This window comes from Pantoea sp. B65 (assembly GCF_047308185.1).
GTDB lineage: Bacteria > Pseudomonadota > Gammaproteobacteria > Enterobacterales > Enterobacteriaceae > Erwinia.
Map to the genome: position 1 here is coordinate 157,103 of NZ_JAHXPU010000039.1, position 17,807 is coordinate 174,909.

18 protein-coding genes and 1 riboswitch are annotated in these 17,807 nt (G+C 53.5%); of the genes, 6 read left to right on the forward strand and 12 right to left on the reverse strand.

Features of this window, described 5'->3' with window-relative positions:
- Positions 1-218 precede the first annotated feature (218 nt).
- The gene (locus JWF83_RS19030; protein ID WP_413651977.1) at positions 219-1,370 is read left to right on the forward strand and encodes a Gfo/Idh/MocA family protein; all 1,152 of its coding nucleotides are present in this window, start codon (positions 219-221) and stop codon (positions 1,368-1,370) included.
- A 129-nt stretch (positions 1,371-1,499) separates the two neighbouring features.
- On the opposite strand, the gene JWF83_RS19035 is transcribed toward JWF83_RS19030, so the two are convergent.
- The 3 genes from JWF83_RS19035 to JWF83_RS19045 all read right to left on the reverse strand — a co-directional run bounded on the left by JWF83_RS19035 (position 1,500) and on the right by JWF83_RS19045 (position 5,280).
- A complete protein-coding gene (locus tag JWF83_RS19035) occupies positions 1,500-2,810 on the reverse strand; it encodes an MFS transporter (RefSeq protein ID WP_413651978.1) in 1,311 nt (436 codons plus the stop codon).
- Positions 2,811-2,873: 63 nt separating this feature from the next.
- Positions 2,874-3,707, reverse strand: a complete 834-nt coding sequence (locus tag JWF83_RS19040; RefSeq protein ID WP_413651979.1) for a fumarylacetoacetate hydrolase family protein — start codon at positions 3,705-3,707, stop codon at positions 2,874-2,876.
- Between the two features lie 352 nt (positions 3,708-4,059).
- Complete coding sequence (locus JWF83_RS19045) at positions 4,060-5,280, reverse strand: LysR family transcriptional regulator (RefSeq protein WP_413651980.1); 1,221 nt, start codon at positions 5,278-5,280, stop codon at positions 4,060-4,062.
- A 130-nt stretch (positions 5,281-5,410) separates the two neighbouring features.
- Here JWF83_RS19045 and JWF83_RS19050 point away from each other — a divergent pair, with 130 nt between their 5' ends.
- From JWF83_RS19050 to JWF83_RS19060, 3 genes are read left to right on the forward strand one after another with little or no spacing between them, the layout of a single operon-like run.
- Positions 5,411-6,151, forward strand: a complete 741-nt coding sequence (locus JWF83_RS19050) for a PIG-L deacetylase family protein (protein ID WP_413651981.1) — start codon at positions 5,411-5,413, stop codon at positions 6,149-6,151.
- Complete coding sequence (locus JWF83_RS19055) at positions 6,148-6,858, forward strand: 4-carboxy-4-hydroxy-2-oxoadipate aldolase/oxaloacetate decarboxylase (RefSeq protein WP_413651982.1); 711 nt, start codon at positions 6,148-6,150, stop codon at positions 6,856-6,858. Before JWF83_RS19050 ends, JWF83_RS19055 begins: the two co-directional genes overlap by 4 nt.
- 11 nt (positions 6,859-6,869) lie before the next feature.
- Positions 6,870-7,955 carry a 2-methylaconitate cis-trans isomerase PrpF family protein gene (locus JWF83_RS19060; protein ID WP_413651983.1) on the forward strand — a complete coding sequence of 362 codons (1,086 nt, stop codon included), beginning with the start codon at positions 6,870-6,872 and terminating at the stop codon, positions 7,953-7,955.
- Between the two features lie 86 nt (positions 7,956-8,041).
- Here the strand turns inward: JWF83_RS19060 and JWF83_RS19065 are convergent, their stop codons facing one another.
- The 9 genes from JWF83_RS19065 to hybO form a co-directional block, all read right to left on the reverse strand.
- Positions 8,042-8,383: an RcnB family protein gene (locus JWF83_RS19065; RefSeq protein WP_413651984.1), complete on the reverse strand. Its 342-nt coding sequence runs from the start codon at positions 8,381-8,383 to the stop codon at positions 8,042-8,044.
- A gap of 158 nt (positions 8,384-8,541) precedes the next feature.
- A complete protein-coding gene (gene hybG, locus JWF83_RS19070) occupies positions 8,542-8,820 on the reverse strand; it encodes a hydrogenase maturation factor HybG (RefSeq protein WP_413651985.1) in 279 nt (92 codons plus the stop codon).
- A gap of 31 nt (positions 8,821-8,851) precedes the next feature.
- Entirely contained in the window at positions 8,852-9,193 is a 342-nt protein-coding gene (gene hypA / locus JWF83_RS19075) for a hydrogenase maturation nickel metallochaperone HypA (protein WP_413651986.1), read from the reverse strand.
- Between the two features lies 1 nt (position 9,194).
- Positions 9,195-9,725, reverse strand: coding sequence for a hydrogenase-2 assembly chaperone (hybE, locus tag JWF83_RS19080; protein ID WP_413651987.1), 531 nt, complete (start codon positions 9,723-9,725; stop codon positions 9,195-9,197).
- Positions 9,722-10,273, reverse strand: a complete 552-nt coding sequence (locus JWF83_RS19085) for a HyaD/HybD family hydrogenase maturation endopeptidase (RefSeq protein ID WP_413651988.1) — start codon at positions 10,271-10,273, stop codon at positions 9,722-9,724. The genes hybE and JWF83_RS19085 overlap by 4 nt, the downstream gene beginning before the upstream one ends.
- Positions 10,274-10,289: 16 nt before the next feature.
- The gene (gene hybC, locus JWF83_RS19090; RefSeq protein ID WP_413651989.1) at positions 10,290-11,996 is read right to left on the reverse strand and encodes a hydrogenase 2 large subunit; all 1,707 of its coding nucleotides are present in this window, start codon (positions 11,994-11,996) and stop codon (positions 10,290-10,292) included.
- Positions 11,974-13,173, reverse strand: a complete 1,200-nt coding sequence (hybB, locus tag JWF83_RS19095; RefSeq protein ID WP_413651990.1) for a Ni/Fe-hydrogenase cytochrome b subunit — start codon at positions 13,171-13,173, stop codon at positions 11,974-11,976. The genes hybC and hybB overlap by 23 nt, the downstream gene beginning before the upstream one ends.
- Complete coding sequence (hybA, locus tag JWF83_RS19100) at positions 13,160-14,191, reverse strand: hydrogenase 2 operon protein HybA (RefSeq protein WP_413651991.1); 1,032 nt, start codon at positions 14,189-14,191, stop codon at positions 13,160-13,162. The genes hybB and hybA overlap by 14 nt, the downstream gene beginning before the upstream one ends.
- Positions 14,192-14,194: 3 nt before the next feature.
- The gene (hybO, locus tag JWF83_RS19105; RefSeq protein WP_413651992.1) at positions 14,195-15,328 is read right to left on the reverse strand and encodes a hydrogenase 2 small subunit; all 1,134 of its coding nucleotides are present in this window, start codon (positions 15,326-15,328) and stop codon (positions 14,195-14,197) included.
- 642 nt (positions 15,329-15,970) lie between these two features.
- A riboswitch (TPP riboswitch) is annotated at positions 15,971-16,073 on the forward strand.
- A 34-nt stretch (positions 16,074-16,107) separates the two neighbouring features.
- On the opposite strand from hybO, the gene thiM reads away from it, so the two are divergent.
- Complete coding sequence (gene thiM / locus JWF83_RS19110) at positions 16,108-16,902, forward strand: hydroxyethylthiazole kinase (protein WP_413652141.1); 795 nt, start codon at positions 16,108-16,110, stop codon at positions 16,900-16,902.
- A complete protein-coding gene (thiD, locus tag JWF83_RS19115; protein WP_413651993.1) occupies positions 16,899-17,699 on the forward strand; it encodes a bifunctional hydroxymethylpyrimidine kinase/phosphomethylpyrimidine kinase in 801 nt (266 codons plus the stop codon). The genes thiM and thiD overlap by 4 nt, the downstream gene beginning before the upstream one ends.
- Positions 17,700-17,807: the final 108 nt, after the last annotated feature.

Genomic DNA, 17,807 nt, shown 5'->3' on the forward strand with positions numbered 1-17,807 from the left:
TCGCAATAACAAATAAATATAATAGAATTTTTTAAAATTAAATGATTAAAATCAATTGGTTGTTTGTTTTTAAATTTTATCACTGGTTTTGGCTGTTGACTTTAGTTTTTCTGGCGTAATAAGTTGGTGACGATAAAATATGCAAATGCGCCGCGTGACACTGCCGGGGCATTACTTCTCTCTTTTCTGACAAATTTCTTGAGCAGGCAGGGTTGAACATGAAAGTAGGCATCGTCGGGTTAGGATTTCGTCTGTCCCATGTGGCGCACGAATTTAATAAAGCAGACCCGGACTTCACTATTGTCGGTTACGTAGATCCTGCCCCGGCAGGCTTACCCAATCTCGCTACCTTCGGTATCGACGCCGGTAAAGCATTTGATTCGCTGGATGAGATGCTGGCTGCCGGTGGCTTCGATTTACTGATGGTCGGCTCTCCCAACTTTATGCATTTGCAGCATATTCGTGCCGGGTTAACCGCGGGCTACACCGTGTTTACCGAAAAACCGGTGGTGATTAATGAGGCCCAGAGTATCGAGCTGGCGCAGCTGATCGGCGAATATGGTGAAGATAAAATTATTGTCGGCCTGGTTCTGCGCTATTCACCGCTGTATCAGGATCTGCTGGCGGCGAAAGCCAGCGGCCAGTTAGGCGAAATCACCTCGATCGAAGCCACTGAGCATATTCCGCCATTTCACGGCGCTTTCTTTATGCGTGACTGGCGCCGTTATGAGCGTTACGCCGGGCCGTATATCCTCGAAAAATGCTGCCACGATATTGATCTCTACCAGGGGCTGCTGGGTGAGCGCCCGCGCCGGGTGGCCAGTTTTGGCGGGCGTAAATCCTTTACCCCGGCCCATACGCCAACCGGAAAGATTACTGCCGCCTCTGAGCTTTATCATGAGAAACCGAGCGGCTGGTCGAGCACCGAGGCGGTATTTGACAGCGATGCTGATATTGTCGATTACCAGACGGCGATTATTGAGTATGCGGGTGGCGCCACCATGGCTTTTCACGCCAATCTCAATGTGCCGGATGAGTTCCGCCGCTTTTGTGTGATAGGTACCGATGGCCAGGCGGAAGGGGATTTTGTCCGTAACTATTTCCGCCTGCATGATGCGCGTACTCGTGAGCAGACGGTAAATAAGGAGTATGCCGGTAACGCCTACGATGGTCATTACGGCGCAGATGCGCTGATGGCCGAAGGGGTGGTGCAACACCTTTTGCACGGTACACCGTTAAAAGTGTCGGTACTGGACGCGCTTGAAGCCGGACTGACCGCTATCAAGATCGATGAGGCACGTAAAACCGGCAGTGTGGTGGATCTTACCGATTGTTGGGCGAAGTTTGACGCCGCATTGGGTCGCCACTAAGCGTTTTGCCATTGTCGGCCACTTTAGTGCTGGCCGACAATCGCTGCTTAATCGCGCCGGCAGTGGTTACTCGCACAGGCGCACGGCTTGCAGGTCACGACGCGTGCAGAGATAAAGCAGAGCGGGCTGTTACTTTATTTCAAGCTGTTGTCGGTTCTTCTCCGCAACCGGCCTTTGCTGACTGACTGAATTCAGATCCGCGCCGGTCACATCCGGTAGTGTCAGAGAGGCGATAAACGCTATGGCATATGAGGCGATGGCCAGCGAGCCCATTGCAATCCCCAACGGGATATACGCCGTCAGAAAGCCAACCGCGGCAGGCATCAGTGAACCGAAGCCGCGGCCGAAACTTGCACAAAAGCCCGCTCCGCCGCCACGCATACTGGTTGGATAGAGTTCAGAAAATGCGGGCATCGTCGACGAGGCTAACCCGCCCTGGAGCGCACCGAGAAAATAGCCGAGCACCAAAGTAATGTTCAGATTCACCGACATAAACATATAGACACTGACCACGCCGGTCTGTAATAGCAGAAAGAGCATGATGGTCTTCCAGCGTCCCAGCTTATCGCTGATGTATCCGCAAATAAAAGGCCCCATCAGTGAACCCAATATATTGACGAATAAATACCCTGACATTGAAGTCACAGGCAATCCAAGGCTCAGCCGTAAATAGGTTGGCAGCCAGGTGATCATGACATATGCGCCACCGAAAATACCTGTCGAAAGAATGGTCGCCGTGATGGTAATTCTGCGATAGCTGTGGCCAAAAATAATTTTAATGGTTGAGCTTTTTGCTTTTCCGGCATCTTTCTTGCCACCGAGATAGACGGAGGACTCCGGCGTTTTTTGTCTAATCCACCAGACAATGATCGCCGGGATCACGCCAAGGGTGAACAGAATACGCCATGCGCTTTCCGGCGGGTAATATGCCAGTACTACCGGCAGCACCGCCAGTGATAGCGCATTGCCCACGGCATAACCACTTTGAATCGTTGAAGCTACCCGTCCGCGTAAAGACGAGCGAATAACTTCACTAATTAATACCCCACTGACGATCATTTCTCCGCCATAGCCCAGCCCCTGGAAAAAACGCAGCGCAAAAAACTCCCAGTAACTATTGCAAAATGCGGTTAGCATGGTGAATACGGTCAGCCAGATAACGGTTAATTTCATGATCTTGATGCGACCAAAACGATCGGCCAGTAGCCCCGCGCTCCAGCCGCCGAGCGCGCTACCAATTAACGAAACGGAACTTAACACCCCCGCTTCCGATTTCACCAGAAAACCAATCGATAACAATATAGGCATTGACAGGGAAAAGATCGTTGAATCAAACGCATCTAATACATAGCCGCCAAGACTTGCGAACCACGATCTTTTTTCGACAGAAGATAATTCAGAATACCAGCCAATTTTCATGGGATACCTTATTCTATTCATTATTAAAGTAATAGCAGGGTGCAGAGTGTTATAGTGATAAAGAAAAGTAATAGTGAATCCTGATTAAGCACTTATCCGGTTGCTTAATCGGCCGATACGTTCAATTTCCACTTCTACCAGATCGCCGCTTTGGAGAAACAGTTGCGGAACCCGTTTCATGCCTACTCCTCCAGGGGATCCGGTGATAATTACGTCGCCAGCGCTAAGCCGGGTAAAGGTACTGATATAAGCAATTAACTCCGGGATCTTATGAATCATATTCGACGTATTATCATTCTGTACAATATCACCATTAAGGATGGTCTTAATTGTAAGGTTTTGCGGATCCGGAATTTCATTTGCCGTGACCATAAATGGCCCAAAAGCCCCGGTTGCCGGCCAGTTTTTACCCGCCGTATACCAGCTATGCTGCCAGTCTCTTACCGAACCATCCATGTAGCAGCTATAACCGGCGATATAGCTGGCGGATTCCTGTTCTGTAACGTTGTAGCATTCTTTACCAATAATAACGGCAAGTTCGCCTTCGTAATCAAATTCGGCTGAAATAAAAGGCTTTTTAATAAGACGGTTATGGCCGATCTGTGAATCGGAAAAACGAATGAAAATTGTCGGCGCCTGGTTTTTTTCGTTGAACTCTCTGCGTTTTTCCTGATAATTCATCCCAACGCATAAAATTTTCCCTGGTGTATCAATAACGGGTAGAAAAATAACTTCATCAAAAGATATCGTTTCTTTATTATTTTGAAATTCTTCAATTTCAGCTATGGCGTTGTGCTGCAGCACGTCCTGTAATGAGATGTATTTGTTTCCCATGAGCGGGAAAAGATCAATAATGCGATTATTTTGCACCATGCCATAATGCTTTTCATCCTTATACAGGAAATTTGCCAGTTTCATGCACGTCTCCAGACTCTGTGTTTATAGGGCTGGATGCTAGCATGTGCACCGCTAAGGCAGACATTAATTAATCATAAGAGGCTATGAGTTTTTTTTATATCCGTTATGGCTGATTAATTTATATGGCGCCGGTGTCGATGATTTTGTCAGCTTATGGCGTGAAATAGTCGAATGTTAAAGGATGACTTTTATTTATGAATATCGAATTAAAATAAAAAAACGTGATTTGGACGGCATAATTAAACTTTTCCGCGGGCTGGTGGCTAAAAATTAATTATTGCAGGCGAATGGGGCCTTTTTATGGCTAATTATTTTGGTTTTTATGAAAAAAGTGGTTTTTTATATCAGGCTGTCAGCGGGTATTGCGACGAATGAATTCGAGCAGGGCTTCCGCCGCTGGCGATAACAGGCCGGATGAGCGCAAGGTAATGCCAATGCTGCGACGCGTGTTCGGCATTATCACCGGGATCACTGCCAGAATGCCATTTTCCAGTTCGTAGGCCATCTGGGTGGACGATACCACTGCCAGCATATCGGAATGCAGCAGCAGTCCTCTGACCATCGCGGCGTCTCCGGTTTCCACCTGGGGTTGTGGCGGGGCAATCCCGATGGCGGCGAACGCTGTTTCCAGCATATGCCTGGCGGGGGTCTGCGAACGTGGAAGAATCCATTGCGCATTTTGCAGATCGTCCGGCAGCTGACAGGATGATAGCAAGCGATGTCCGGCGCGTGATGTAATGATGATCTCTTCCTGAAACAGAACTTCGCTACAGATATCAGAATGCGGTTGATGGTTTCTCAGTGCGCCGACAATGAAATCAATATTTCCTGAACGTAATTCCGCGAGCAGAGAGTCGTAAGGGCTTTCATTGGTCTGAACCGTTATTGCCGGATGTCGGGCCTGAAATGCGGTAATTGACTGCGGCAGAATTTGCGAGCGGCTCAAAGGTAATGCGCCAATACGAACATTACCGATTAACAGCCCGTTACATGTGGCGATATCATCCCGGATATGGGCAAGCTCATTGATTGCCCGACTGATATTCGGGTAAATAATATCGGCAGCCACCGTGGGTTTTACGCCTTCCGCTGTGCGGCGGAAAAATGAGATTCCCGCACCTTTCTCCAGAACTTTTAGCGCAGCGCTTACCGCAGGCTGGCTGATGTGCAGTTGTTCTGCGACGGTCTGCGTGTGGTTCATTTTATATAACCGCAGAAAGATCTCGAGTCGCCGCGTATTAAATAGCCATACCGGCTCGGTGGGTTCACGGACGGTCATGGTACGTTCTTTCAGTTTGCTCAGCAGGGCAGGGACGGACTGCAAATCTTCGATGGCGTTTTGCGCGCGCGGTAATAAACGTTTGCCGTATTCCGTCAATACCATTCCGTTATAGTGCCGCTCATAAAGCGTTACTCCCAGGTCAGCCTCCAGATCATGCATTGACCTTGTTACGGCGGACTGGGTTCTGAACAGATCATCAGCGGCGCGTGAAATGCTGCCGCGCCGGGCAATTTGGCAAAAAAACTTTATCTGCATGATATTGAGGTTTTTTTCTTCAACCTGCGTACGCATTTTCCACGTCCTGAAGGTGATTTATTATTTTGAACATAAATAAAAATCATAGCTTTGACAAGTTTTGGCATTACTCAATGCCACGTTATCCATGCAATTCTGAGCGGGTGATTAACGGAGGAATTGAATAATGTCTGAGATAATGAACCGCCAAAGCGGACTGGTTATCAGCGCCCACAGCGCTGATTTTGTATGGCGAGCGGGTGGCGCGATTGCCTTACATGTTGAACAGCATTACAACATGCATATTGTCTGCCTCTCTTACGGCGAACGCGGCGAATCGGCAAAACTGTGGCGTAAAGGCAGTATGACGGAAAATACCGTCAAGGAAATCCGTCAGCAGGAAGCACAAAAGGCAGCGGAAATTCTCGGCGCCAGCATTGAATTTTTTGATTTGGGTGATTATCCGTTACCGCGCGATAAAGAGGTTTTATTCCGGCTTGCCGATGTATGTCGTCGAATCCAGCCACATTTCATTTTGACGCACTCTATGCATGACCCTTACAACTATGATCATCCGCTGGCGTTTAATCTGGCGATGGAAGCGCGAATTATTGCTCAGGCTGAAGGATATCGCCCCGGAGAAAAAGTCGTGGAAGCGCCGCCGGTCTATTGTTTTGAACCGCATCAACCGGAACAATGCAACTGGAAACCAGATGTTTTACTGGATATTAGCGATATCTGGGAGAAAAAATATCAGGCTATTCAGTGTATGCAGGGGCAAGAGCATTTATGGGAGTACTATACGCGCGTTGCCTTGCAGCGTGGTGTGCAGGCGAAACGTAATATAGGTATCACCAGCAATAAAACCATCAGCTATGCAGAAGGTTTTCAGAGTGTTTATCCACGCGTGACGGAGAATCTGGCATGAATCTGCTTAATAAAAAAGGCGTAGTGATCCGCAATATTCCCCGCAGCGCGCCGGATATTATCGCGCGTTTTGCCGCCGCAGGGGTTGCCACAACCCACGAAGCCTTTAACCGCCAGGGGCTGATGGATGCCCGCATTCGACCGATACAGCAGTCCGTCTCTGTTGCTGGCAACGCGGTAACGGTTCTGGTCACCCCGGGTGATAACTGGATGTTCCATGTTGCGGTGGAACAGTGCCATCCCGGAGATGTGCTGGTAGTGGCGCCATCTTCCCTGTGCACGGATGGTTTTTTCGGCGATCTGCTCGCCACCTCGCTGATGGCTCATGGCGTTAACACGCTGATTGCGGATGTCGGTGTACGCGATACGCAAACACTGCGTGAAATGGGATTTACCGTCTGGTCGCGGGCGATTAACGCTCAGGGAACCGTAAAGGAAACCCTGGGATCGGTCAATGTTCCGGTTATTTGTGGCGGTCAGCTTGTTACTCCCGGAGATATCATCGTTGCCGATGATGATGGCGTGGTGGTCATTCCCCATTGTGCGGCTGAATTGGTGCTGGAAAAAGCCAGCGCCCGTATCAAGAATGAAGAGGTAAAACGGCAACGTCTGGCGCAGGGAGAGACCGGGCTGGACATCTATAATATGCGTGAAAAATTACGCCAAAAAGGATTATGCTATTATGACAATCCCGAAGATGTAGAGTAATAAAACAGCCTATGGCGCAGCGAAAAATCCCGTGCTTGTTAATGAGAGGTGGAACGTCGAAAGCTGCATGTTTTCTGCGTCAGGATTTGCCTGCGTCTGCAGAATTACGCGACGCCACTCTTTTATCGGTTATGGGATCGCCCGATGCGCGTCAAATTGATGGTATTGGCGGTGCCGATCCTTTAACCAGTAAAGTCGCGATTGTTCAGCGTTCCACCCGCCCGGATAGCGATATTGATTATCTCTTCGCCCAGGTCAGGGTTGAGCAGGCTTTTGTCGATTACGGGCAAAACTGCGGAAATATTCTGGCGGCGGTGGGGGCTTTTGCGCTTGAGCGCGGGCTGGTTGATATTACGCCGCCGCTCACGCCAGTCCGGGTGTTTATGGAAAATACCGGGCAGATCACCATCGTGAATGTACCCTGCGATCGCGAAGGTGTGATTTATCAGGGCGACAACCATATCGACGGCGTACCAGGAACGGCCAGCGCGATTGAACTGTTTTTTCCGTATGTGCCGCAGATAAGCGCCGGGCGTACCTTCCCGACAGGGCAAAAATATGAAGAGATCGACGGTGTTGCCGCGACATGTATCGATAATGGCATGCCCGTGGTATTGCTTCGCGCCGCCGATTTCGGTCTGACAGGCAAAGAATCGCTGGAACAACTGGAACAAAATAGCCGGTTGTTAAAAAGAATTGAAGCCATACGTCTGGTGGCCGGCGCAAGGATGGGGCTGGGCGATGTCATACGGCGCTCAGTCCCCAAAATCATCCTGCTGGCGGTCTCTGAAAAGCCGCAGAGCATGGTCACGCGCAGTTTCTCATTGCAGCATTGTCATCGTTCGATTGGCGTCTTCGCCGCGATAAGCATCGCCAGCGCCTATCTGATACCGGGAACGCTTATCTCCCCACCAGACGCCGCGCCTGCAGTGCCGGGCAACTTTACGGTTAGTCTGGAACATCCTTCCGGGGTATTTAACCTCGTCGCCGAGTTATCACTTTCCGGTGAATTACGCGGTTGCCGCGTATTGCGCACTGCCCGCCTGTTGTTCGCCGGTCATGTCATGATTCCCGCCGCCGTCTGGCCTGAAATTTAAGTCTCGTTGTCGGCCACTTTAGTGCTGGCCGACAATCGCTGCTTAATCGCGCCGGCAGTGGTTACTCGCACAGGCGCGCGGCAGACTTAGCGACGGTAATAGATATTACCATCATAGGCTTTAAGAATTTTACCCTCGGCATCGGTAATCAGCGCGTAATTACCCCCCATATAGGTCCAGTGGCTACCGACATCCGGTGCTGGCAGATTACGTTGTTGCCACTGCTTGATATTGTATTTAGCGCTGCGATAGAGTGCCGGCACGGTATCGCCAATTTTGTATCTGACAAAGTCCGCACTGAATTCCTGCACTTCATAGGATGATGATGACGGAACACTGGTCGTCGGCACGGTGGTTTGCGGCGCCGCGAATGATGAACTGGCGGTTGCCAGTAACGCTGCCAGCAACATCATTTTGGTTTTACCCATACAATCTCCACTTTAATTCGGGGCTATGCTCAGGTTGAGCCCATTTCCTTACCCAGGCGCTTATCATTTCCGCACTCTTCGCAACAGGCAAGTTCAAATGTGTGTTTAACAATTACAGGAAGTTAAGATTTTCTGCGCCGGCTGACTGATAAACGTTTTCAACCTGCCGCCGGGTTCTGGCGCATTTCATCCAGATCCAGCCCCACGCTCTGCATCGATTGCAGCGCGGAAAGCGTATTCTGCGCTTCCTGTTCGTCAAGCAGACTCATGGCGAAGCCCACATGTACCAGTACCCACCGGCCAATCAGCGCGGCCGGTTCGGCTTCACACACCAGCGCAATATTTACCGCCCGCTGTACGCCACAGACATCGACTATCGCCGGCTGATAAATATCCTCGCCTGCCGACACGACTTTTCCGGGAATGCCTATGCACATCAGAATAGCTCCTTGCGGGGTTGTACCGCCGTTACTCAATAGCTATTTGCTTTAATTGCAGGCTGTCGCCGCTATCAATACGCAGGTTATAACTGCCGCATTGGGGACAACCGGCGCCGTGGCGCGTTACGCCGACCACGGCGCTACATTCCCAGCACCACGCCATTGCTGGCCGCACGGTCAGATGCAGCTGACATCCCTCCGCCAGAGTTTGCCGGCAGACCGAGGCGAAACAAAAACGTAAGGCGCTTTCCTCTATACAGGAGAGGGCGCCTATTTCCAGCCATACCGCGGTGACTGTATGCGCGCCATGCCGTTGCGCATATTGCTCAATCAGTTCCAGCGTGCTGCAGCAGAGAGAAATTTCATGCATGCTACTCGCTCCTGCGCCGGAACAGTTCGCGACGGCTGAGATCCGTGGGATGATCGGTATTTAATACCGGCAACGACAAGGCCATACGTGCGCTTTGCTGCGCTAATGTTACCGCCTGCGCGGGTGTCAGGCTGCTATCAAGCGGCGACATAAGCGAGCAGGAGAGGTATTGCCGTGCGTTGCCACTGTCGTCAGCGATTTCGCCAGACAAAAAGGTGACGTTACCGCATGGCAGTTGCAGCGCCAGTCGCTCTCCCGGCATCTGTGGTCGCCATATCTGTCCCGGGCCAGGCAATACCAGCAGACTTAGGGTCCATGGCGTCAGCAAACAGCCAACCCACTGCTGCTCAAACAGGGTAAAACCGCAGGCCTGAACCTGAATGCCGGCGCGATAAAACGGTAATTCACACATCTGATTACGGGCTACGCGACTGAATGCCGCCTCCAGCCAGCCAGCGGGCGAGACGCTAAACCCGGCCACTTCTGCGGTGGCGTCAGGGGCGGATGAGGCCACCGATACGCTGTCGTTCATCGCCAGTTCGCCATATTTAACGCCAGCGGCGCCGCTAAGTCGCCCGCCAGACTGACGGCATTTTCCTGCGGCGTTTTCTCGCGCACCACAATTCCGCTGGTACGCAGCAGCGCAATAATTTGCGCCACTGCCGGCGCCAGCGCCTGCTGTACGCAGGCGCTTAACGCAATCGCTGGCGCCAGCGACTGGGGTTCAATTCCGACCAGCGTAAGCTGCTGAGGAAATTCATCGGTCAAATGCAGCGCCATCAGCACATCCGCCAGCCCTAACTGGTGCGGGGATAGCTTACGCGTAAACAATGCCGGCACCTGTTCATTGCGCAGTACCGTCACTGTGCCGGGTTCGCTGCCGGTCAGCACCGCATCGGCGACGATGATATGGTCGCGATCGGCCATGGTTTCAAGTAACTCCATCCCGGCGGTGCCACCGTCGACAATCTCGATCTGCGGCGTAAAGACGTAATGCCGCTGCAATGTTTCGATAACGCGTACCCCCACCGCTTCGTCACTGAGCAACAGGTTGCCAATCCCTAACAGCAAAATATTCATGACGGTACCTCATTGGCTACAACACTTTCACTCTGGTCACTTCGCCGCCGTTCACTGTGTCAACCACATGCACGGCACAAGACATACAAGGATCGAAGGAGTGAATGGTGCGTACCACCTCCAGCGGTTTCTGCGCATCGGCGACCGGGGTGCCGACCAGCGAGCGTTCATATGGCCCGGGTTGCCCGGCAAAGTTGCGTGGAGCTGATGTCCAGGTGGAAGGGACAACCGCCTGATAGTTAGTGATCTTACCGTTTCTGAACACAATCCAGTGCGACAACATGCCGCGCGGCATTTCGCCGAAGCCCACACCGCGGAACTCGGTGTCCGGCGACAGATCCGGTTTGATAAATGTCTGATGGTCGCCGTTGCCGATGTTGGTGACCAGCGCCTGCCACTGCTGCGCCAGGGTATCCTTTAGTACACAGCAATGCACCGTACGACCAATGACACGTCCCAGAGTAGAGTGCAGGTTTCGCTGCTCCAGCACCTTGCCGGTGAGGGTTTTATACAGCCCGGCCACCTGCGCATAGTGCGTCTCCGTCTGTTTATGCCCGGCGGCCAGGCCACATAGCATCCAGGCCAGCGGACCGACCTCAACGGTTTTGCCGTAAAAGGTCGGGGCTTTCACCCAGGAATACTTACCGTCTTCCTGCCAGCCGGTATAGTTGGGACGTGTCAGACCTTCCCACGGCGCCAGCGGCTCATCATCCTGATACCAGGCGTGTTTGCCGCTCTCGGTGATGCCGTTGATCAAAAACTTATCGCTATGGCTGGTGATCGGGCGGTAGGTAGCGGCATCGCCGTTTTCCAGGTAGCCGCCTGCCAGCAGAAAACTGCCGCCCTGGTTGTCGGTAGGTAATTCAGGGACGCTTAAATAGTGATCGGCGCCTTTGCCGAGGCTCAGCCATTGCGGATACCAGGCGGCGATGACTGCGCAATCCACTTTATAGACCTGCTCAATAAAATCCCCCAGCCGATCGATAAAAGACTTCAGATACGTCAGGCGCTCCAGGTTCAGTACGCCTGGCGAGTCCAGATTGATCGGATTTGCCACGCCGCCTACCGCCAGATTCTGAATGTGCGGCGATTTCCCGCCGAGGATGGCTACGATACGGTTAGCATCACGCTGACACTCCAGCGCCTGCAGATAGTGGGCGACAGCGATCAGGTTCACTTCCGGCGGCAGCGCCATGGCAGGATGTCCCCAATAGCCGTTAGCAAAGATCCCCATTTGCCCGCTGGCAACCAGATCCCGGATCTTTTGCTGCACCCTGGCGAACTCGGCGGCGCTATTCAGCGGCCAGTCCGACACCCCTTTCAGCAGTGCTTCCGCCTTGTTCGGATCGGCCTGCAGGGCGGAGGTGATATCCACCCAGTCCAGCGCCGATAACTGATAAAAGTGGACGATATGGTCATGAATGCTGTGGGCTGCCAGAATCAGATTGCGAATGTACTGTGCATTAACCGGCACGTTCAGCTCCAGCGCATTCTCTACCGCCCGTACCGACGCAATCGCGTGCACGGTGGTACATACCCCACAGATACGTTGCACAATCATCCATGCATCGCGCGGATCCTGGCCTTTAACGATCTCTTCCATTCCACGCCACATTGTCCCGGAGGACCAGGCTTTCGTCACTTTCCCGTGCTCAATTTCGCAATCAATACGCAGGTGCCCTTCAATGCGAGTAATAGGATCAATGGTGATGCGTTGGCTCATGCTCTACCTCGGCCTGATAATGCTGATGAACGCCTTGCAGCGCGGGAAGAACCGGCAATAGCCGTATTAACAACAGGTATGCACAGACTTCAATGGCGACAAAGCCGATGGAGATCAGCACTTCCTGGGTTGCCGGGAAGTAGTGGTAACCCCCGCCCGGATTGAATGCCAGCAGCGAATAACTCAGGCGCCATAGCGCCGCGCCAGACAGCATGCTAAGCCCGCCAAGAAACAGATAGCGTGCATCCTGGCGGGCGCCAGGTAAGCGCAACAGTAACAGCGGCAACGCCATCAGGGCGGTTTCACACCAGAACATGATCGCAAAGCGATCGCCGTTAAACAGGTAGCTGGTTTTGTGCTGCCAGAGAATTTCGCCGAAGCGTACGGCCAGGAACAGCACCAGCAGCACTTCAGTGATGCGGCTCAGCCGGGTAAACAAGGGCCTTTCATCGGCGCCGCGTCCCCTTAATCCCGCCTGCACCAGCGCGCCTTCAAACGTCACGATCGAAAATCCCATAATGAAAGCCGTCAGCAGCGAAAGCAGCGGCAGCAACTCATAGCTTTGCCAGAGCGGGTGCACTTTGTATCCCGCGGCAATCATCAGCGATCCCATTGAGGACTGGTGCATCGTTGGCAGTAGCGCGCCCAGTGAAATAATAAAAAACATCACTTTGTTAAGCCGTTTCAGCGCGACCTGCCAGCCGAGGCGTTCGAACAGCACCGGCAAAAATTCCAGCGCCATCACCCCAATGTAAATGGTCATACAAACTGCGGTTTCAAACAGCACCGAGGAGGTATTAAAAAAACCGGGGATATAGAAGTACGGCAGATTCCAGTAACGGCCAACGTCAATGGTGATCGACAGTCCGCCGAGCGAGTAGCCGAACAGACTCGCCAGCAGCGCCGGCCTGACCAGCGGGTGGTATTCACCACGATTGAAAACATACACCGCCCAGGCCAGTGCCCAGCCGCCACAGGCAAACCCGGTGCCGACCAGCAGGTCAAAAGCGATCCACAGCCCCCATGGATAGCCGCCGTTTAAAGCCGCCACCGCGCCGATGCCAAATAGCAGCCGCCGCAGAATCAATACCGCACAGATGACCACTAACGGCGCCAGCAGCAGCACTGGCCAGCTGGCCAGCCGCCCGCCAAGCGGACTGGCTTTATGTATCGTCACGAGGGTTCTCCTGATGTGGTTCAGGGTGAGATTTCTCATCCGTTTTACGTTCGTCGCGGGTATGGCGATGAACCAGCGCCGACAGGCCGGCTAATACCGCCAGCGGCAGTACCATCCCTTTATAGATGGTGTGCTGGACATGTTCGGAACGCTCCCCGGTGGCAAGCGCATCCAGTTGCGGCAGATCGAGGTTCTGATAGGGGACGCTGGCCAGTACCAGTACCTGGGTACCACCGCCTTCTTTTTCGCCATAAACGTAGCGATCGTAGCGGGGCACCGTATGCAGACTGGTGTCACCGGCAGCCAGCGTCTGGCGTGGATAGCGATATTCATCACCCGCTTTTAGCGTCAGGCGATGTCTGGCTTCGCTGAGCAGCGCTTCACGGGTGCCGAAAATCACTGCGCCGGTTGGGCAGACTTCGACACAACCGGGCAGGCCGCCTTTATCCAGACGTTCCAGTCCCTGCTGATTACACAACTCGCATTTATGGATCTTACCGGTCGGGTTTTCGTAATCGTATTTGGGGACATCGAAGGGGCAGGCCACCATGCAATAACGGCAACCGGTGCAGACACTGGCGTCATAATGCACCACGCCGGTTTTCGCATCTTTTTTCAACGCGCCGACCGGACAAACGGACACACAGTTAGGATCGACACAGTGCATGCACTGCTTTTTGATATAGGCGTAACCGTTATTGTCCCGATCTTTGTTCTGACCGCTGCCCGTGCTCCAGACCTGGATGATATTGTTGCTGTAGGGGCTTAACTTGTCGTTGTTGGACCAGGTACTACTGCCCCCGGCATAGATTTTACTCTGCGGGTTATAGGCCAGTTTGTTGACCTGCTGACAGGCGGAAACGCACGCCTGGCAGCCGACGCACAGCGTCGAGTCATACAGCATTCCTAACGAACCGGGGATCGGCGGCTTATTGGCCGCCGCCGCATGGCCTGGCCGTGGTGCTCCCGCTAATACTGCGCTGGCGGAAGCCAGCTTCAGAAAATGGCGTCTGTTCACGGCTTAATCCTCCCGGGATGCGCTGTCGGCATCCTGCCGTCCCTGTTTTTGCTGACGGCCCAATTCCCGCACCGCCATCAGGCTGACGCCGCCGACCACGCCCAGTACGCCGCCAATTAACCCAACCGCAGTGGCGGAAACCTGGCCGCCCTCGCGGGCATGCACGGCGGGTTTTTCTGTGCGTGGGGTAGGGTTTGCCACATTCGCCAGCTGTGAGATACCTTTTTTGAAGCCCACGCCCTGCTCGTTGCAGCCATAGCAGGGATGCCCGATGCCGACCGGCCAGATACCGCCGCCGATGTCGCAAAACTGGAGCGTCGGACAGTTGCCATAGGTTTCCGGCCCCTTGCATCCCAGATGATAGAGACACCAGCCCTGACGATGGCCTTCATCGCCAAATTCTTTGGCAAAACGGCCAGCGTCGAAATGTGGACGGCGTTCGCAGTTTTCGTGAATCAAACGGCCATAGGCAAAGGTAGGGCGTCCCAGCGCATCCAGTGTTGGTGGTCGCTGCCAGGCAATAATATGGGCGACAGTGGCCAGAAAGTTGTGCGGGTTCGGCGGACAGCCGGGAATATTGATCACTTTTTTTCCCGGTAATGCTTCCTGCAGACTTACTGCGCCCGTCGGGTTGCTGCCTGCGGCCGCGACGCCGCCCCAGGAAGAGCAGGAACCGATGGCGATAATCACCGCCGCGTGTTCCGCCACTTCACGAATATGCTCGACAATCGGTTTGCCGGCTATCATGCAGTACACGCCGCCATCTTTGAGCGGAATAGATCCATCCACCACCAGGATATATTTCCCCTGGTATTGCCTTATCGCCCGGTGTTTGTTTTCTTCCGCCTGTTCGCCAAATGCTGCTGACAGCACTTCGTGATACTCAAGCGAAATGGTATTCAACAACAGGTTTTCAATCGTCGGGTGGGTTGCGCGCAACAACGACTCGGTACAGCCGGTGCACTCCTGCGCGCCAATCCACACTACCGGCGGGCGCTGTGGCGAACTGATGGCGCTGGCGAGCTCGGCGGCTGCGCTGTTCGCCAGCCCCATTGATGCGGCAAGTGCGGCACATAGCTTCATAAAATCACGGCGATTAATGCCATGATGGGAAAGGATGGTATTTTCCCCAGTCATTTTTATTATTCTCCCATATCCGGAGTCAGTCTTGCCAAATTGAACGTGAAGAGCAGCAGGATGACTACCGGACGCCCTCAGAGCGCTTACGACAGTAAGTGACTGGAGGAGATTAACGTAGCCAATCCACCTGCAACCTGAACGATGACTGATACGACAAGGAATAAAGAGTGGATATAGTAGGGAGGAAATTAATTTAACAAGCTTGATCTTTATCAAATATTGGCGGAACAGGCTGGTTATTTTAGTTTTATTACTACCGATGTAATAAATGTGATGATTTATGCATATTTTTTTATTTTCTCAATATTTACTATTGAAATGAGAGTCGCTCTCAATAACTATTTATTCTCGCGCATTTGCCAGCCGTTGAGGGTCTGTTAATAATTGATATATGAAAAATATAATTTTAATCTATTGATAATTATGAATATTTAAATTAACCCTGATGGCGTTTTAATGTTAATTATCACAACGATTAATAAGAATCAATGCATGGCGTTCGAAGAAATATTTTGAATTATTTACCTGGCGCGATAGCAACAACGAAATTAGGCACAACTTCCTCGCGTAATCGAACCGACGCCAGGGTCAGGCTAACGCTTGCGTAAATCTGGTCGCTTCCTTATGCTGGCGGAGTAAGAACTTGACTCGGGGTGCCGTTTCTTTTCACCGAACCGGCTGAGATACACCCGTTGAACCTGAACTGGATAATGCCAGCGGAGGGAAGTCAGATGCCTGAGCGCATCGCCTTCTTGATCGCCGGTTGGGAGTTGTATATGAATTATCAACCTGACCCGGTTTCTGGCGCCATTGTCGCCGAATCCCTCGCTCTGTTTCGTCAGCATGCGCCGCTGGTGCACTGTATGACCAACGATGTGGTGCAAACCTTTACTGCTAACGTGCTACTGGCGCTTGGCGCGTCGCCTGCGATGGTGATCGATGCTGAGGAAGCGGCGCAGTTTAGCGCTATCGCCGATGCGTTGTTAATCAATGTCGGTACGCTAACCCGCGATCGCGCCAGCGCGATGCGCGCGGCAATTGACGCCGCTGTGCAGGCGCAGAAACCCTGGACGCTGGATCCGGTCGCCGTCGGCGGCCTGCGCTTTCGTAGCGAATTTTGTCAGGCGCTGCTGCTGCAGCGTCCGCGTGCCATTCGCGCTAATGCTTCAGAAATTCTGGCGCTGGCGCAGCAGGTCGGCCAGGGGCGCGGCGTCGATAGCTTACACGATTCCGCTGCGGCGCTGAGCGCGGCGCAACAGCTGGCGCGCAGCAGCGGTGCGGTCGTCGCGGTAACCGGAGTGGTCGACTATGTCACCGACGGTGAGCGTACGCTGGCGGTGCCCGGCGGTTCGGCGCTGATGACGCGGGTGGTGGGAACCGGCTGTGCGCTTTCGGCGGTGGTGGCGGCTTTTGCCGCGCTGCCTGGCGATAGCCTGCAGCATATCGCCAGTGCCTGCCGGGTGATCTCCTGCGCCGGTGAACGCGCGACCGCCACGGCCAGCGGGCCGGGGAGTTTTATTCCTGCCTTCCTCGACGCCCTCTGGCAACTGGATGCGGAGGCGCTGCAATGAAACGAATTAATGCTTTAACCATCGCCGGCACCGACCCCAGCGGTGGCGCCGGTATTCAGGCTGATTTAAAGGCGTTTTCCGCGCTGGGCGCCTATGGCGCCAGCGTGATCACCGCACTGGTGGCGCAGAATACCCGTGGCGTGCAGTCGCTGTACCGTATCGACGCGGAGTTCGTCGCGGCACAGCTCGACTCGGTACTGTCGGATGTGCGTATCGATAGCGCCAAAATCGGTATGCTGGCGGATAGCGATATTGTGGAAGTCGTCGCCGGGCGTTTACGCCAGGCGGCGCTGCCATGGCTGGTGCTCGATACGGTGATGCTGGCTAAAAGTGGCGATCCTCTGCTATCAGTGATGGCGATTGAAACCTTGCGCCAGCGCCTGCTGCCTCTGGCATCGCTGATCACCCCTAATTTACCGGAAGCGGCGGCGCTGCTGGATTGCCCGCCGGCGCGCAATGAACGGGAGATGTGCGCGCAGGGGCGCGCGTTGTTAGATCTGGGCTGCCAGGCGGTACTGATTAAGGGCGGTCATCTGTCTGAGCAGGAGAGCCCGGACTGGCTGTTTACCCGCCAGTATGAGCAGCGCTTTAGCGCCCCGCGCGTGCCGACCCGCCATACCCATGGCACCGGGTGCAGCCTGTCGGCAGCGCTGGCGGCACTGCGCCCGCGCCATGATAGCTGGTCCGCCACGGTGGATGAGGCTAAGCAGTGGCTGCAGGGGGCGCTGGAACATGCGGATTCGCTGGAGGTGGGGCAGGGGATTGGCCCGGTGCACCATTTTTATCGCTGGTGGTAGGCAGTACTGCCTGCATGAGATTTTTTTGCTGCGGATCGTTCTGAAAAATGGTGTCAGCAATTTGCGTTAAGGGGGCGATTGGGTCCAGGCTGTGGTAGGTCGGCGCAG

Bases quoted from the DNA above. Each gene is read 5' to 3' on its own strand.
- JWF83_RS19030 (WP_413651977.1), top strand. From the start codon at position 219: ATGAAAGTAGGCATCGTCGGGTTAGGATTTCGTCTGTCCCATGTGGCG.
- JWF83_RS19035 (WP_413651978.1), bottom strand. From the start codon at position 2,810: ATGAATAGAATAAGGTATCCCATGAAAATTGGCTGGTATTCTGAATTA.
- JWF83_RS19040 (WP_413651979.1), bottom strand. From the start codon at position 3,707: ATGAAACTGGCAAATTTCCTGTATAAGGATGAAAAGCATTATGGCATG.
- JWF83_RS19045 (WP_413651980.1), bottom strand. From the start codon at position 5,280: ATGCGTACGCAGGTTGAAGAAAAAAACCTCAATATCATGCAGATAAAG.
- JWF83_RS19050 (WP_413651981.1), top strand. From the start codon at position 5,411: ATGTCTGAGATAATGAACCGCCAAAGCGGACTGGTTATCAGCGCCCAC.
- JWF83_RS19055 (WP_413651982.1), top strand. From the start codon at position 6,148: ATGAATCTGCTTAATAAAAAAGGCGTAGTGATCCGCAATATTCCCCGC.
- JWF83_RS19060 (WP_413651983.1), top strand. From the start codon at position 6,870: ATGGCGCAGCGAAAAATCCCGTGCTTGTTAATGAGAGGTGGAACGTCG.
- JWF83_RS19065 (WP_413651984.1), bottom strand. From the start codon at position 8,383: ATGGGTAAAACCAAAATGATGTTGCTGGCAGCGTTACTGGCAACCGCC.
- hybG (WP_413651985.1), bottom strand. From the start codon at position 8,820: ATGTGCATAGGCATTCCCGGAAAAGTCGTGTCGGCAGGCGAGGATATT.
- hypA (WP_413651986.1), bottom strand. From the start codon at position 9,193: ATGCATGAAATTTCTCTCTGCTGCAGCACGCTGGAACTGATTGAGCAA.
- hybE (WP_413651987.1), bottom strand. From the start codon at position 9,725: ATGAACGACAGCGTATCGGTGGCCTCATCCGCCCCTGACGCCACCGCA.
- JWF83_RS19085 (WP_413651988.1), bottom strand. From the start codon at position 10,273: ATGAATATTTTGCTGTTAGGGATTGGCAACCTGTTGCTCAGTGACGAA.
- hybC (WP_413651989.1), bottom strand. From the start codon at position 11,996: ATGAGCCAACGCATCACCATTGATCCTATTACTCGCATTGAAGGGCAC.
- hybO (WP_413651992.1), bottom strand. From the start codon at position 15,328: ATGACTGGGGAAAATACCATCCTTTCCCATCATGGCATTAATCGCCGT.
- thiM (WP_413652141.1), top strand. From the start codon at position 16,108: ATGAATTATCAACCTGACCCGGTTTCTGGCGCCATTGTCGCCGAATCC.
- thiD (WP_413651993.1), top strand. From the start codon at position 16,899: ATGAAACGAATTAATGCTTTAACCATCGCCGGCACCGACCCCAGCGGT.